Annotated in this window: 18 protein-coding genes; 15 read left to right on the plus strand and 3 right to left on the minus strand. The window is 41.3% G+C overall.

Annotated features, from left to right (window positions below):
* Positions 1-112: 112 nt before the first annotated feature.
* Both LCL89_RS01815 and LCL89_RS01820 read right to left on the minus strand, forming a co-directional pair.
* Entirely contained in the window at positions 113-1030 is a 918-nt protein-coding gene (locus LCL89_RS01815) for an ABC transporter permease (RefSeq protein WP_224807360.1), read from the minus strand.
* Positions 1031-1147: 117 nt separating this feature from the next.
* Positions 1148-1528 (minus strand): rhodanese-like domain-containing protein, encoded by a 381-nt coding sequence (locus LCL89_RS01820; protein WP_197316435.1) that lies wholly within the window; start codon positions 1526-1528, stop codon positions 1148-1150.
* 373 nt (positions 1529-1901) lie between these two features.
* Here LCL89_RS01820 and LCL89_RS01825 point away from each other — a divergent pair, with 373 nt between their 5' ends.
* The 3 genes from LCL89_RS01825 to LCL89_RS01835 all read left to right on the plus strand — a co-directional run bounded on the left by LCL89_RS01825 (position 1902) and on the right by LCL89_RS01835 (position 6010).
* Positions 1902-4475 (plus strand): vitamin B12-dependent ribonucleotide reductase, encoded by a 2574-nt coding sequence (locus tag LCL89_RS01825; RefSeq protein ID WP_224807362.1) that lies wholly within the window; start codon positions 1902-1904, stop codon positions 4473-4475.
* A 127-nt stretch (positions 4476-4602) separates the two neighbouring features.
* Positions 4603-5037 carry a transcriptional regulator MntR gene (gene mntR, locus LCL89_RS01830; protein ID WP_197316433.1) on the plus strand — a complete coding sequence of 145 codons (435 nt, stop codon included), beginning with the start codon at positions 4603-4605 and terminating at the stop codon, positions 5035-5037.
* 85 nt (positions 5038-5122) lie between these two features.
* A complete protein-coding gene (locus LCL89_RS01835; RefSeq protein WP_224807364.1) occupies positions 5123-6010 on the plus strand; it encodes a patatin-like phospholipase family protein in 888 nt (295 codons plus the stop codon).
* Positions 6011-6023: 13 nt separating this feature from the next.
* Here the strand turns inward: LCL89_RS01835 and LCL89_RS01840 are convergent, their stop codons facing one another.
* On the minus strand, positions 6024-6425 hold the full coding sequence (locus tag LCL89_RS01840; protein WP_197316431.1) for an SA1362 family protein: 402 nt from the start codon (positions 6423-6425) through the stop codon (positions 6024-6026).
* 415 nt (positions 6426-6840) lie between these two features.
* Between LCL89_RS01840 and LCL89_RS01845 the strand changes: the two genes are divergently transcribed.
* The 12 genes from LCL89_RS01845 to LCL89_RS01900 all read left to right on the plus strand — a co-directional run bounded on the left by LCL89_RS01845 (position 6841) and on the right by LCL89_RS01900 (position 14677).
* Positions 6841-7356, plus strand: coding sequence for a YqhR family membrane protein (locus LCL89_RS01845; protein WP_197316430.1), 516 nt, complete (start codon positions 6841-6843; stop codon positions 7354-7356).
* Between the two features lie 51 nt (positions 7357-7407).
* Positions 7408-7857, plus strand: coding sequence for a type II 3-dehydroquinate dehydratase (aroQ, locus tag LCL89_RS01850; RefSeq protein WP_197316429.1), 450 nt, complete (start codon positions 7408-7410; stop codon positions 7855-7857).
* 3 nt (positions 7858-7860) lie between these two features.
* Positions 7861-8922 carry a M24 family metallopeptidase gene (locus LCL89_RS01855; RefSeq protein WP_224807366.1) on the plus strand — a complete coding sequence of 354 codons (1062 nt, stop codon included), beginning with the start codon at positions 7861-7863 and terminating at the stop codon, positions 8920-8922.
* 20 nt (positions 8923-8942) lie between these two features.
* Positions 8943-9500, plus strand: coding sequence for an elongation factor P (gene efp / locus LCL89_RS01860; protein WP_197316427.1), 558 nt, complete (start codon positions 8943-8945; stop codon positions 9498-9500).
* Positions 9501-9646: 146 nt separating this feature from the next.
* On the plus strand, positions 9647-10624 hold the full coding sequence (spoIIIAA, locus tag LCL89_RS01865; RefSeq protein WP_224807368.1) for a stage III sporulation protein AA: 978 nt from the start codon (positions 9647-9649) through the stop codon (positions 10622-10624).
* Positions 10569-11078, plus strand: a complete 510-nt coding sequence (gene spoIIIAB, locus LCL89_RS01870; protein ID WP_197316425.1) for a stage III sporulation protein SpoIIIAB — start codon at positions 10569-10571, stop codon at positions 11076-11078. Before spoIIIAA ends, spoIIIAB begins: the two co-directional genes overlap by 56 nt.
* A 16-nt stretch (positions 11079-11094) precedes the next feature.
* Positions 11095-11301, plus strand: coding sequence for a stage III sporulation protein AC (gene spoIIIAC, locus LCL89_RS01875; protein WP_197316424.1), 207 nt, complete (start codon positions 11095-11097; stop codon positions 11299-11301).
* Positions 11302-11305: 4 nt separating this feature from the next.
* On the plus strand, positions 11306-11704 hold the full coding sequence (gene spoIIIAD, locus LCL89_RS01880) for a stage III sporulation protein AD (RefSeq protein WP_197316423.1): 399 nt from the start codon (positions 11306-11308) through the stop codon (positions 11702-11704).
* A 16-nt stretch (positions 11705-11720) separates the two neighbouring features.
* A complete protein-coding gene (gene spoIIIAE / locus LCL89_RS01885; RefSeq protein WP_224807369.1) occupies positions 11721-12881 on the plus strand; it encodes a stage III sporulation protein AE in 1161 nt (386 codons plus the stop codon).
* Positions 12882-12890: 9 nt separating this feature from the next.
* Positions 12891-13493 (plus strand): stage III sporulation protein AF, encoded by a 603-nt coding sequence (gene spoIIIAF, locus LCL89_RS01890; RefSeq protein WP_224807370.1) that lies wholly within the window; start codon positions 12891-12893, stop codon positions 13491-13493.
* Positions 13486-14103, plus strand: coding sequence for a stage III sporulation protein AG (gene spoIIIAG / locus LCL89_RS01895; RefSeq protein ID WP_224807371.1), 618 nt, complete (start codon positions 13486-13488; stop codon positions 14101-14103). The genes spoIIIAF and spoIIIAG overlap by 8 nt, the downstream gene beginning before the upstream one ends.
* Positions 14104-14116: 13 nt before the next feature.
* Positions 14117-14677, plus strand: a complete 561-nt coding sequence (locus tag LCL89_RS01900; RefSeq protein ID WP_224807372.1) for a SpoIIIAH-like family protein — start codon at positions 14117-14119, stop codon at positions 14675-14677.
* The last annotated feature ends 93 nt before the right edge of the window (positions 14678-14770 follow it).

Consider the following 14770-nt stretch of genomic DNA (forward strand, 5'->3'; position numbering starts at 1 on the left):
TATCAAAAGAGCCGAAGCCATTTATCAAAGGCTTCGGCTCTTTTGGTTATCAAGTCAAAATAACACCGGAATTTAACTGAGCTTCGTATAAAAAACTGCAGACAAATCCTGTTTAATGCAGGCGGATTCTAGGGTCTATCCAGCTGTATAATAAATCAATAATCAATATCATAGTTACAAAAGCTACAGAGAGTATCAGTGTAGTAGCCATTATGATAGGGAAGTCATTTGTACTGATTGATTTGACAAATTGATCACCAATTCCAGGAACGGCGAAGATCGTTTCAATGACAAACGTTCCGGTCATCAGCCCGACAGCTAGTGGGCCAAGGACAGTAATTACAGGAATCAAGGAGTTCTTAAATGTATGTTTGAATATGATAATGGAACGATTCAATCCTTTTGCTCTTGCTGTGGTGATGTAGTCAGACCCCAAGACTTCGAGCATCTCCGTACGCATAAACCTGGCTGTTATGGCCATTGGGAAAATAGCTAACGCTAACGTAGGAAGAACAGTGTGAGCAAAGGTCCCCCACATGGCTACTGGAAACCAGCCTAGTTGGACTCCGAGGAAATATTGAAGTAAACCAGCAAAAATAAATCCTGGAATCGATTGGCCGAATACGGCGAATATGGTAGATGAAGTGTCCAGCGCACTATTGTGAAAGATAGCTGATATCATCCCGAGAGCAAGTCCGATAATTGTACCTAAAACCAGTGCCTGCGTTCCAATCTGAACCGACGGCCCTATCCGTTCGCTGATAATGGACGTAACTGCCCGGTTATCAAATTGAAATGATACTCCTAAGTCCCCTGTGGCTAAATCACTCATATACCGGACATATTGTACAGGGACCGGGTCGTTAAGGTGATACTTATTCAGAACAATCGCTTGTTGTTCCTCTGAGAGCTTATCCGCTGCTGTAAGAGGTGTACCTGGAAGCATTTTCATCAAAAAGAATGTGACAGAGGCAATCATAAATACAGTGAGGATTAAATAAAACAATCGCATAGCTATGTATTTCGCCATCAAAGACCTCCTTTTTCTAATAAATACAATATTAATAAAAATTGTCTAATTTTTCAAATAATTGTCGTAAATAAAAAGCCGAACGGATGCTGTCGCATATCACCGTCCGGCTTTTTATTATTTCTTGGATTTAATTTTGCCTGTCCACTTCTTGAATCCTCCATTAAGAATATTCAAGTCTTCATATCCTTTTTTATGGAGCATCATTGCGGCTCTCGTGGAGCGGGTAGCGTTTTGACAATACAGATACACGGGCTTGTCTTTACGAATTTCTATTAAGCGGTTGCGCATTTGTGAAAGAGGTATATTTCGAGCCCCTAAAATGTGACCGCCTTCAAATTCATTCGGTTCACGTACATCAATCAGTTGAGCTTTTCGATACCCTTGACGGAATTCGTCTTCTGTCAGAGTTGTCAGTACTTTTCTTGCTTTGAAGAATCTATACAAACCGAACGCGATCAAGACAGCGACCGCCGCGATTAAGATCCATAAGTCCATGATTGTCCCCCCATTTCTCTTTTCCTCTATCTATTATAGGAGGGAATCGCTTCGTTTTCAAAAAAAATTTTTCTTTCCATAGGTTACAAATTCCATCATAGAAACCTATGAAAAGTTCTCCGATTTGCAACAGATGAAATTGGTCAAAGAGAGTGTATAACGTATTATTTCCTTTATATACCTCTGTGTTTCTCTGATTTACATACAATTATCTGATTGACAAATTTCAACACATTCGTTCAAAAACACTATATATAGAAAAATAAAATATAAATAACACAATATATTGATTAATATTTTGTATATGTGGTATGTTACTAATACAACATATTGAAACAGCAGTATGGATTCTATTAAGGGGAGAGGTTACAAGATGCAGATAACAAAGACGGATGACGTTCATACAAAGATCAACGTGGAACGGTTGAATAGAGACATACGTCAATTCCCACAAGTACATGAAATTACTCCTGAAATGACCATTACACACAAAGGAGTTTCAAGGCTGGTTATGCTTGACCGCTATGCTTTTAAAGATACGGAAAAGCTGACATTGTCTAAAGGCGACTTTGTAGTATTGACAGTCAAAGATGATCCTAAATTTCCAGCAAGAGGGTTTGGCTTCATTCATGAGATGGATTGGGAAAAGCATCAGGCAGTCGTAAAAGTAGAAGATGAATTTTTGAATGTCCTTGATCGTGAAGAGGAAAGAACTACAGGATTGATCACTCGGAATTTAGATACTATTGATAAACCTCTTGAAGTTTTTTATGAGCAGATTGCCCTTCGTAATGCAACAGGACTGGCAGAAGTTGAAGTGGATCCTGAGAAGAAGCAGAAGAGTTTCGAAGAATTTTACGAAGAACTCTCCACATTGAATTTCATACCGGCTGGAAGAGTTTTGTACGGTGCAGGTTCACAGACGGATGTGACCTATTTCAACTGTTACGTCATGCCATATATCCAGGATTCACGTGAAGGGATATCAGATCACCGAAAACAGGTGATGGAAATCATGTCACGTGGGGGAGGCGTCGGCACGAATGGATCGACACTACGCCCTCGCAATACGTTAGCTCGTGGTGTCAACGGAAAATCATCAGGGTCTGTATCCTGGTTGGATGACATTGCTAAACTGACTCACTTAGTTGAACAAGGTGGATCAAGACGTGGTGCGCAAATGATTATGCTGGCAGACTGGCATCCCGATATCCTTGAGTTCATCATATCGAAAATGCAAAATCCCAGAATCCTCCGTTTCTTGATCGAAAATACCGAAGATGAACAAATCAAACAGCTGGCTAAAGATAAACTTAAATTCACACCTCTTACTGAAACTGAGAAGGATCTGTACCAGGGAATCCTCAATTATAAACACATGCCGGGAATGGGTGGCTTCACTGAACAGGGAATATTAGAAGCGGAAGAAAAACTCCATACCGGAGGCACATATACGGTTCATAACCCTGATTTTCTTACCGGCGCAAACATCTCTGTCTGCATCACAAAAGAGTTCATGGATGCTGTAGAGAATGATGATGAATACGATTTAAGGTTCCCGGATGTAGAAAACTATTCTTCTGAGGAAATGGATACTTATAACGACGAATGGCAGGCGAGTGGAGACGTTCGTGAGTGGGAAAAAAGAGGTTTTGGTATTCGGACTTACCGCACCGTCAAAGCAAAAGAGCTTTGGAATTTAATTAACATTTGTGCGACCTATTCTGCTGAGCCGGGAATTTTCTTCATTGATAATGCAAATGAAAAAACGAATGCTACTGCATACGGTCAAAAAGTAGTGGCTACCAATCCTTGTGGTGAACAGCCTCTTGCCCCATATTCAGTATGCAACCTGGCTGCGGTTAATTTAGCTGCAGTGGCGGATAAAGAGAATAAAACGGTTGACTTCGAAAAACTGAAGCGCACCGTTCAAACGGGTGTACGTATGCAGGATAATGTGATCGATGCTACTCCTTATTTCCTGGAAGAAAATAAGGTCCAGGCATTAGGAGAACGACGTGTTGGCCTAGGGGTAATGGGGCTGCATGATTTGTTGATTTATTGTGAAACTGAATATGGATCCAAACAAGGCAATCAGTTGGTTGATGAAATCTTTGAAACGATCGCTGCGACTGCTTACCGGGCATCCATTGAACTGGCTAAAGAAAAAGGGAGTTTTCCTTTCCTGGAAGGAGAAAACGAAGAGGAAACTCTAGAATTACGGAAAAAATTCATCAACACAGGGTATATGAAAGATATGCCGGAAGATATTCGTGAAGGAGTTATGGAGCACGGAATCCGAAATTCACATCTGTTGACTGTAGCACCGACGGGAAGTACAGGAACAATGGTCGGGGTAAGTACAGGTTTGGAACCGTACTTCTCGTTCTCTTACTACAGAAGTGGACGCTTAGGCAAGTTCATCGAAGTGAAAGCAGATATTGTGAAAGAGTATTTAGAGAGAAACCCTGATCAAGACCCGGATAATCTCCCAGAATGGTTTGTTACAGCTATGACGATGAGCCCTGAAGCCCATGCTGATACCCAATGTATCATCCAACGCTGGGTCGACAGCTCGATTTCAAAAACGGTCAACGCTCCTCGGGGTTATTCTGTCGAACAGGTGGAAGAAGTTTATCAAAGGCTGTACCGTGGTGGAGCCAAAGGTGGAACGGTATATGTGGATGGAAGCCGTGACAGTCAGGTCCTTACGCTTAAAGCTGAAGAAAATGATTTCACCGGTGAACAGACTGAATTGCAGTTTGAAGAAGACAAAGGACCACGTGTAGTCCTTATGGATACCGTTCATGAGTTAGGTAAGACGAAAGTGACCATCGGTTCGGAGGTAGGCGACACCTGCCCGGTCTGTCGTAAAGGTACCGTAGAAGATATAGGCGGATGTAATACATGTACCAACTGTAATGCCCAGTTGAAATGTGGGTTGTAAGTGATAACAAGCGGTTCCAGGGACCGCTTGTTGCATTTCTTTCCATGGCGTTTTCTTGTCACGGAGTGAAAACTAGTGTATCATTCTTATGAAACACCTACATAAGAATGGTTATTGGGGGTTTATCATGCCAACGCCAAGTATGGAAGATTATATTGAACAAATTTATATGCTTATTGAAGATAAAGGGTATGCGAGGGTCTCTGATATTGCTGAAAATCTTCAAGTTCACCCCTCCTCTGTAACGAAAATGGTCCAGAAGCTAGATAGGGATCAATATTTGAACTATGAAAAGTACAGAGGGTTGATTCTCACACCGAAGGGGAAGAAGGTGGGGAAACGACTCGTATACCGTCATGAACTCCTGGAACAGTTTTTAGAAATCATAGGCGTGGATCATGAAAATATTTATGATGATGTGGAAGGTATCGAACATCACTTAAGTTGGAATTCTATTGATCGGATTGGGGATTTGGTCCAATATTTCGATGAAAAGCCGGAAAGAGTGGACGAATTAAGGGTTGTCCAACGAAATAACGAAGTTCAGAACGAACAAGATTAAAGACGCATATAAATTATGCGTCTTTTGTTTTTGTTCTAAACTATTCATATCGTTTTTATACTTAATAAAGGTGGGGGTGGGGTAAATGCAAGTCGATGGTGTTTTTTCTGGTGGAGGAATGAAGGCACTTGCTTTCATTGGTGCACTGGAAGAATTGCAGGAACAAGGGTATACATTCGAAAGAATTGCAGGTACGTCTGCCGGTGCTATTCTAGCGAGTTTGACAATTGCCGGTTACTCCGCTAAGGAATTGAAAGAGAAAATCAAAGACATTTCATTTGATGAATTGGTTGACGTTCCGATAACGGATCGTTTGTTTCCATTTACAAAATGGCTGCTGCTTTATTTTAAACTCGGGTTGTATAAAGGAAATAAGCTTGAGTGTGTATTGGAAGAATGGCTCCAGGAAAAAGGAGTTCGAACGTTTGCTCATATCCCTCCAGGTTCATTGAAGGTCATTTGTTCTGATTTGACTCTCGGTCGAATGGTCGTCATTCCTGATGATTTGAAAAAGGTGTATGGAATTGATCCAGCTACTTTTTCGGTAGCGAAGGCGGTACGGATGAGTTCAGGCCTTCCTTATTTTTTCATACCTGTAAAGATTCACGGAAAAAAAGGGAAGTCTGTTATCGTCGATGGAGGAGTGCTCAGTAACTTTCCGATATGGCTCTGGGAAGGTAAAAGTGGAGTACGGAAGCGTCCGATTATAGGTATGAAGTTGACGGACCGTCCTGAACGCCTTCCTGAGCGTAAAATTACAAATGCCATTGCCATGTTTCATGCCTTGTTTAAAACGATGCAGCAGGCCCACGACGCCAGGCACATCTCTCCTAAAACGAGTAAGGACGTCATCTTCATACCTATGGAAGAGGTGGAAGTAACGAACTTTAATATGAGCGAAGAAGAAAAGGAACGAATCATGAATATAGGAAATGATCGAGCTAGAACGTTTTTGAAGCGTTGGAAGCATTAAAAAAATCGAGCCTTTAAAATGAGGCTCGATTTTTGTCTTTGTTTTTGTGGCCCTCAATCACACGGAGGTGACTGGCGCTGGACCGTTTGCGGGGCTTTCTTCCTAGAGGTGAAGATTTCACGGCTGTTTTAGCTATGTTACTTTTTTTAATTGTCGGGGTAGGCTGCTTATATTTCTGTTTGGATTGTTTGACTGCTTGTTTGTATTTTTTCATTTCGTTCTTATTCCCACCACCGCCAAAGCCCCGGTTCCGAAGGAAAAGAAAGTATATAGCACCATATACCAGCACTGCAAATCCGATCATGATCACAATGGAAGTCAGGAAGCTGGAGGTATTGGTAATCAACTGAAAACCTACATAAAACACAGCGAGGCCCATCAAGGTATACATGATAGGTGTCATCCAGTTCCGCATTTGTATTCCTCCCTTCTTAAGTATCTTCCACAATTCATTTTTTCTTCTATATCAATAGTTTACCCACTTTCTGCCCCTCTTGAACATTATTCTGACAGTACTTGTGTATAAAGATGATTTTGAAGAAAAGTGGGCCCATTGGCTGGAAGCTCTATTAAAATTGTCTCCTATTCAACCGGAATTATTCAAGACTATGAGTTGGTGGCATGAGATGCCGTTTTGATTTTACAACTGGTAGATATCCATTCAGCTATTCAGTAAAAAACGGTTCCTTTTTATTGTATGTCCTAAACCAACCAATGCTCTTTTATATCTTCTATTTTACCTGAAATCCGCACTTATCACTAGCGTTTAAATTGTCGAGGGAGGCATGATTTTTGCAAGTTGGTAAAAGATAATCTGTGAGGTGATTATCATGGCAGACAAGCCTAAACAACAAAATAAGCAAGAACCACAACAAAGCGTTTTTTTAAAAGCAATGATAACGGGTTTTTTTGGAGGTATCCTATGGAGTGGTGTCGGTGCTGTCGCATATTATTTTAATTTTACTGAATTGACAGCAGCATCATTCATGTTCCGATCGTTTTTACAAACAGAATGGACCGGTACATGGCTTGCTGAAATATTGGCGATTCTTTTAGTGGGCTTATTATCACTGTTAATCGCGATCCTCTACTATATTTTGTTGAAAAATAAGAATGGGATATGGCCGGGCTTGTTTTTCGGTTTAAGTTTATGGGGAATCATCTTTTTTGTGTTACGTCCTATTTTTCCTGCCATACCTTCCTTTCTGGAGTTGAATAGTGACACATGGGTGACGAGTGGTTGTTTGTTCATTTTATACGGAGTCTTTATCGGATATTCCATCTCCTACGAATACAGGGAATTCAACGACGCAGCGAATTCGTATTCAAAAGAAGGCGGAGTATGATAAACTTGAAATGTATGAGAATTTAGTTAATGGTGGGATGACCGAATGGGGATGAAACGACTGATATTATTGAATGGTCCTAACTTGAATATGCTCGGAAAGAGGGAGCCGGAGACTTATGGTCGTAAGACTCTCAAAGATGTTGTCCGTTTAGTAAAGGATACAGCGTGGGAAAAAGGATATGAAGTGGAAGATTATCAATCCAATCATGAAGGGGATTTAGTGGATCGTATCCAAATGGCAGAAGATAATGCTGCCGGAATCTTATTCAATCCTGCAGCTTATACGCATACAAGTATTGCGCTTAGAGATGCGATCAGTTCTATCAATATTCCGGTCATAGAAGTGCACATTTCGAATGTCCACCAAAGAGAAACATTCCGTCACCATTCTATGTTAGCCCCGGTTTGTGCTGGTCAAATCGTAGGATTTGGCATAGATGGGTATCGATTAGCCACCCTTGGCATGATCGAAAAGATAGAAAATGAAGGGAGAAAATAATACATGACGAAAATAGCGAACTTACGTAAAGCTATCATGACAGAAGAACTTGATGGGCTTTTGATTATGAGCCCTAAAAATAGAAGATACGTTTCAGGCTTCACTGGTTCATCAGGTGCTCTTCTCATATCTAATACCGATGCTGTCTTAGTCACAGATTTCCGTTACATGGAACAAGCGAATGAACAGGCCTCTGATTTTGAAATCGTAGAACATAAAGTGCCGATGCATGAAGAAGTTGCCAAACAGGCGAAGCGCCTGGGACTTGAGAAAATCGGCTTCGAAAAAGATCACGTTACATACAGCCTTTTTGAAACATACGAGCAGGCTTTAGAAGCTGAACTGGTTCCGACATCAGGACTGGTCGAAAAATTACGCTTGATAAAGACTGATGAGGAGATTAGTATATTAAAGGATGCCGTTAAAATTGCTGATGATGCATTTGAGCATATCCTAGGGTACATAAAACCAGGTGTCAAAGAGATTGACATTTCCAATGAGCTGGAGATGTTCATGAGAAAACAAGGAGCAGCCTCATCAAGCTTCGATATTATTGTCGCATCCGGCTACCGTTCTGCTCTACCGCATGGCGTCGCTTCTGAAAAGGAGATTCAGTCCGGGGAGTTAGTTACTTTGGATTTCGGTGCAGTTTATAAAGGTTACTGCTCAGATATAACCAGGACAGTTGCAGTCGGAGAGATCAGTGATGAGCTTAAAAATATTTATAATACCGTCCTTGAAGCTCAATTGAAGGGGATGGAAGGGTTGAAAGCTGGCATTACTGGAAAAGAAGCGGATGCTCTGACACGCGATTATATCAAAGAAAAAGGATATGGTGAGTACTTTGGACATTCTACCGGCCACGGAATCGGTCTTGATGTCCACGAAGGTCCGGGTCTATCATTCCGTTCTGATAAAGTTCTTGAAGAAGGTATGGTAGTTACTGTTGAACCGGGAATTTATGTGCCGAATGTAGGCGGCTGTAGGATCGAAGATGATACAATCGTCACCAAATCCGGAAATGAGTGTTTAAGCCAGTCTACTAAAGAATTAATTACATTGTAAGCATATAAGGAGGAAAAACAATGATTTCAGTAAACGATTTTCGTACAGGTTTGACGATCGAAGTAGATGGAGACATCTGGCAGGTCATGGATTTCCAGCATGTAAAGCCGGGGAAAGGTGCAGCTTTTGTGCGCTCCAAGCTTCGTAACCTGCGGAATGGTAATATTCAGGAAAAAACATTCCGAGGTGGAGAAAAAGTAGAACGAGCTCACATTGAAAACCGGAAGATGCAGTACTTGTATGCCAACGGTGACATGCATGCATTCATGGACACTGAAACATTCGAACAAGTAGAAATACCCGGTGCTCTTATTCAAGAGCAATTGAATTACTTGAAAGAAAACATGGAAGTTCAAATTCAGTCTTATCAAGCTGAAACCATCGGTGTGGAACTTCCAAAAAACGTTGAGCTGGAAGTTGTTGAAACAGAACCCGGCATTAAAGGCGACACAGCAAGTGGAGGAACAAAGCCTGCTAAGCTTGAGACAGGTCTTTCTGTCCAAGTGCCTTTCTTCATCAACGAAGGGGAAGTATTGGTCATCAGTACGACTGATGGAAAATATGTATCACGTGCATAAATAATAGAATAGCATGATAAAGCCCGTTCCTATATCAGGAACGGGCTTTTTTAATAGAAGGAATTCTAGTTTATCTAGTAAATCGTGTCATATAGGCGGAGACTTTACATACATATGAAGTAAACGAATGAAAGGAGTCAGGAATGATGAAGGAAATTATCAGGTTGTTTCCTGATCACTTTCAGACTCTCTTGTTAAAAGATGTGCGCTGGGGTGAAATACAGGAGATCAGACTGCGGGTGCATAAAAGAATTGAAACCCTTGGTGCTGACAGTCATAAGGTGTTGAATAGTCCGTTGTTATCTCCTCAAGATTTATCGCATATTTTGAATCAGATCAGTCAATTCTCTCTCTATCGATTCAAAGATCAACTGAAGGATGGATTTATTACTATTGAAGGAGGGCACAGGGTAGGTCTGGCGGGGAAAGCCAATACCGTCAATGACAGTGTTGAAACGCTTAAATACATTTCGTTCATGAATATCCGTATCGCCAGGTCGAAACCTGGACAGGTAGAACGATTACTTCCATATTTATATCATAATCATAAATGGACGAGCACGTTGATTATTGGTCCTCCACATTCAGGGAAAACGACGATCTTACGAGATCTTGCACGGGCAATCTCATCAGAAAATCAGTTCCATACCTCTTCGAAAGTGGCGATAGTAGATGAACGATCTGAAATTGCTGCTAGTTTGAGGGGGATTCCTCAACTGGATGTAGGCAGCCGGACAGATGTAATGGATGCATGCCCAAAAGTGCAGGGGATGATGATGATGATCCGCTCGATGTCTCCAGATATTCTTATCGTAGATGAAATCGGGAGCATTGATGATGCAGAAGCCATAAAAGAAGCCACATTCACAGGGGTGGAAGTCATTTGCAGTGTTCATGGGAAAGACTTTCAATCCGTCCTGAAGCGTCCATCAACGAAAATATTGATGGAGGAAGGCATTTTCCAGCGTTACGTGATATTAGAAAGGTTAATGCCCTCTCGTCCTCATACGTTGACCATTCTTAATGAGAGAGGAAAGCAATTAGTGCACTTCAAAGGGGAGAGAGAATATGGAGTGGATAGGCGCTGTGATGATCTTGTCCGTAACGACATGGGTAGGATTTGAAGCGGCTTCACGATATAAAAAGAGGCCTGGTCACATTCGTCAGTGGAAAAACGCTTTGCAAATGATAGAGGCTGAAATGGTTTTTGGTCAATCATCTCTTTGGGAAGTGTGTGAAAACCTTTCGAAGCAATTGCCCAGACCCATCAGCCTTTTTTTTGAAAGTGTGTGGAATGAGGAAGAAAGGTGTTCTGACTTTGCTTCTTTATGGAAGGAATCATTGAAAAAACATTGGTCCTCCAACTCACTGAACAAAAATGAGATGGAAATTTTAATACAATTCGGGCGGACATTAGGCCAGCATGACTTAGAACAGCAGCAAAAACACATCCGCCTAGCTCTTCACCACCTTGATCGTGAACTCCAAGATGCACTTGAGGTCGGCGAGCAGTATCAAAAGATGGCTCGCGGGATGGGGGTTTTAAGCGGGTTATTAGTCATTATTTTAATTTTATAAAGGAGGCAGGGTCACTTTGCTTCAAGATGCAACCATCCTATTTCAAATTGCCGGTATAGGGATCATCGTCGCTATGATACACAGCATATTAAAACAGATGGGAAAAGAAGAAATCGCACAAGCCGTAACTTTGACAGGTTTTATCATCGTCTTGTTCATCGTACTTTACCGCTTGGCAGATTTATTCCAGCAAATCAAATCCGTATTTCTATATCAGGGGTAAGGGTATGGATATTATCCAAATCGTCTCACTTGGGCTTGTAGCGACATTATTGATTGTTTTGTTGAAAGAGCAAAAATCATCTGTCGCTTTTTTGCTCCTTTTGTTCACCGTAATCATCATATTTTTGGGTGTTTTAGATCATATCAAGTACATTTTCACCCTGCTTTCTTATATAGCTGGGCAGGCGCAGGTCGAGCCTGTTTATTTTAAAACCATTTTAAAAATCATTGGAATCGCCTACATTGCCGAGTTCGGAGCTCAATTGATCCGGGATGCAGGATTGAACGCTCTTGCTTCAAAAGTGGAACTGGCAGGGAAACTGTTTATCCTGATGCTCGCAATTCCGATCGTAACTGCAGTCATAGAGACCATAATAAATTTCATACCTGGACATTTGGGCTAAGGTCGGGAGGTTCGCAATGAGACATTCATCTTTCATCCTCTTTCTATTTCTAGTCATGTCTTTAATGCCTGTCCATGCTGCTTTAGCCGCTTCACCGGACACCACATCGATGCTGGACCATGTCTCCACAGAAGAGCTCGAAAAAAACTGGAAAGAGCTGCATCAGGAGTATGGGGACTACATGCCTACTTTCAATGTAAACAACTTTCGTGAATTTATTCAGTCTGAAAGTTCTCTTGAATCCTCTGATTGGCTGTCCGGCATCCTGCAATTTTTCTTTCATGAATTGATGGTCAACGGAAAACTTTTAGCATCTCTTTTGTTTTTGACATTATTCAGTACATTACTCCGGTCAATTCAATCCTCATTTGAAAATTCAGTAGTCAGTAAGATTGCGTATATGGTTGTTTATTTAGTCCTGTTGACGCTGGCTTTAGAGAGTTTCCGTCAAGTCATCGATTATACATTGGAAGCGATCGATCGGATGAGCAGTTTTATGATCGGCCTCCTCCCTCTTTTGCTGGGGATCATGGCTTCGTTCAGTCATTTGATGTCGATCTCCTTCTTCCATCCGATCATCATCGCGCTTGTACAATCCAGTGGATTGCTCGTCAAGTTCGTATTGATACCTTTATTTGCATCTTCGGCGCTTTTATTAGTAATTGGCAGTTTGAATGAAACATATAAAGTAGATCAGTTGGCCGAGCTTTTGAGAAAAACCGGGATAGCCATCATGGGGGTTTTCCTAACTATATTTTTAGGTGTTATTTCAGTTCAGGGGACGGTCACGGCTGTTCAAGACGGCGTAACGATGAAAACGGCCAGGTTCGTAACAGGAAACTTCGTCCCGGTGGTAGGAAGACTTTTTACTGACGCTACAGACACAATTCTTGGTGCATCTCTTGTGCTGAAGAACACATTAGGAATTGCCGGGGTTGTCGTCTTATTGGGAATAGCTGTCTTTCCTGCACTGAAAGTCTTCGTCATCGCCTTGATATATAAAATTGCAGCAGCGCTCTTGCAGCCTCTTGGTGATGGACCGATTATTGAAGCGATGTCTGTGGTGAGCAGGCATATCATGTATGTGTTTGCCGCACTATTTATGGTTTCCATGATGTTTTTTTTAGTGATTGTCATAATGGTGGCTGCAAGCAACATTACAATGATGGTGAGGTGATCCATAAGTATGGAAATGTTCACAGAGTGGATTACGCGTATAGTCTTATTCCTCTTGTTAGCGATGGTGGCAGATGCTTTGCTCCCATCAGGTCTTATGAAGAAATATGCACGTTTGGTCATGTCTATTTTATTGCTTTTGATATTTTTGGGTCCGCTGCTACAACTATTGAAAATCAATCCTCACCAGCTTATGAATGCTGCTGAATATCAAATGAATCAACAAATGAATGCCGAAACGATTGAAGAAAATATAGAAAAAAAGAAAAGTGAAATACTCAAAGGACAGGATGCATATAAATTAGAACAGGTCAGCGAGGCTTTAGTTAATGAAATTAAAGAGCCTTTACTCAAAGAACAACAACTTCTTGTGGTCGGCTTGGAAATGACTTTCGAAGGTGATTTTATGGATATGGATTCGTTGGACAAGCTTTACTTCACACTCCGACATTCACCAGAAGATACACCTGTAGAAATCGTCGACATCTCGATTATGGAAGCACCCGTCAAAGAAGATGATGGATCTGATGAAGAAGTTCGAAAATGGATAGCGGAAAAGTTGGACTTGCAATTCGAACAAATCGAAATCCGCTGGGAGGATAAAGATGAGTAATTGGTTGAATAAGCTATTCCAACCTTTGTCTGGGAAAGACGGGAGAAAAATAAGCAAAACCAAATACCTGATCGGATTAGGGGTTCTCGGAGTTCTGATCATGTTGACCAGCAGTTGGTTTCAACCCTCGAGTCAAAGTCCCCCTCCAAACGAAACGATACAAAGCCAGCCAGGTTCTGAAAAAGAGGTACCTGTTTCTGAGGTGACATCAATTGCTCAGTTGGAATCTGAATACGAAAATCAGCTTAAGCCCTTGTTAGAAAATATTGATGGGGTCAGTGATGTAGACATCATGGTCAACTTATCAGCAAGTCATGAAAAGGTGTATGACAAAAATTTAATCATAAGCAAACAAACAACGAAAGAAAACGATAAGAATGGAGGGGAAAGAGAGATTGAGGATTATTCGAAGGAACAGCAGTTAGTGTTAGTCCGTCAGGGAGATCGAGAGGTTCCTTTGTTAGTAAAAACATCAAAGCCTAAAGTGAGTGGGGTGTTCATAACTGCTAAAGGTGTCAATCAAATAAAAGTGAAAAGCTGGGTAGTTGAAGCTGTGTCCAGTGTCCTCGATGTACCAAGTCATCGGATTTCCGTTCTGCCTAAACAATAAGGAGGGTTTTTACATGATAAAAAAGCAAACCGTATGGTTATTGACGATGTTAAGTCTCCTGATCGTTTTAAGTGTTTATTACATGACATCACCGGATAATGGGGAAATGGCGTTCATTCAAGATCAGGACTGGGCGGAAGTCACCAAGGATGAAAAAGGAAATGAAAATGCCGATGGTGTTGTCACAACGGGCGACGGCACTGTGATTTCACAAATTTCGACCGACGAACTGTTCGCCGCTATCAGGTTGGACAAAAGGAATGAAAGGGATCAATTGCAAGAGCAGCTTTCCGAAATTGTAGCGTCCAGCAATTTTACTACCGAAGAGAAGAATGAAGCATTGAATAGAATAGAGACATTGAAGCAGACACAGTCAAAAGAATCCATCTTAGAGAATACGATTCGTGCAAGTGCTCCATATGAAGATGTACTAGTAAGAGCTGAAGAGGACATCGTTCATGTTACTGTAAAATCTGATGAACTGTCCAAAGCTGAAACGAATCAGATTATCCAAATGGTTTCAGATGAATTCGGACAAAAACGAGTCCAAGTCCAGTTCCAGCCTTCTAAATAAAATAAACCTCTCCACATATTTGAGATGTGGAGAGGTTTTTTATTTTGGTTTTTGCTGGAGAAGGAATGGTTGATTTTGAGGTGATATATTAGA

Source organism: Halobacillus yeomjeoni (assembly GCF_020171525.1).
Lineage (GTDB): Bacteria > Bacillota > Bacilli > Bacillales > Halobacillaceae > Halobacillus > Halobacillus yeomjeoni.